The organism is Terrisporobacter mayombei (genome assembly GCF_020748465.1).
GTDB lineage: Bacteria > Bacillota > Clostridia > Peptostreptococcales > Peptostreptococcaceae > Terrisporobacter > Terrisporobacter mayombei.
The window spans coordinates 1-632 of sequence record NZ_JAHZMP010000050.1 but is presented as its reverse complement, the minus strand read 5'-3'; the positions used below and the strand labels follow the sequence as shown (position 1 = coordinate 632).

The 632-nt window shown below is 38.1% G+C and carries 1 tRNA gene and 2 rRNA genes; all 3 read right to left on the bottom strand.

The window, feature by feature from the left end:
* Positions 1-118, bottom strand: a 23S ribosomal RNA gene (locus tag K0039_RS20220); the annotation flags it as partial.
* 249 nt (positions 119-367) lie between these two features.
* Positions 368-443, bottom strand: a tRNA-Ala gene (locus K0039_RS20215).
* Positions 444-538: 95 nt separating this feature from the next.
* Positions 539-632: ribosomal RNA gene (locus tag K0039_RS20210) — 16S ribosomal RNA — on the bottom strand; the annotation flags it as partial.

The following is a 632-nucleotide window of genomic DNA, read 5'->3' as shown; positions in this document are numbered from 1 at the left end:
TTCGGAAATCTTGGGATCAAAGTTTACGTGCAACTCCCCCAAGCTTATCGCAGCTTATCGCGTCCTTCATCGGCTCCTAGTGCCAAGGCATTCGCCCTACACCCTTAATAACTTGACCAGTTATTAATTGAGTTGATATTTTTATAGAAGTTATCTCTTCTTTATATTAATGTCATATCACTAAATGTTATGCAGTTTTCAAAGTACTAACGCACGTCGCCAACATCTAAGTATTCATATTCATTCATACTTATCCAGTTGCTCAAAGTACATTCTTTAGGGTTTCACTCTTTTTATTATTCAAAGTCATTTCGTAAAAATTTTTTATATAATTTTTTTATTATAGTATAAAATGACATGAAAATAATGGTGGAGATGAGGAGGATCGAACTCCTGACCCCTTGCGTGCAAGGCAAGTGCTCTCCCAGCTGAGCTACACCCCCACGTAAAGATACATTGGTGATTAAAAACCGCCAATGTATTTAGATGAGAAAGTAAAAAAACTCTCAAAATTAAACAGTAGGTTAATTCTCCCTAGAAAGGAGGTGATCCAGCCGCACCTTCCGATACGGCTACCTTGTTACGACTTCACCCCAGTTATTGATTTCACCTTCGACACTCGCTTCCAAAAG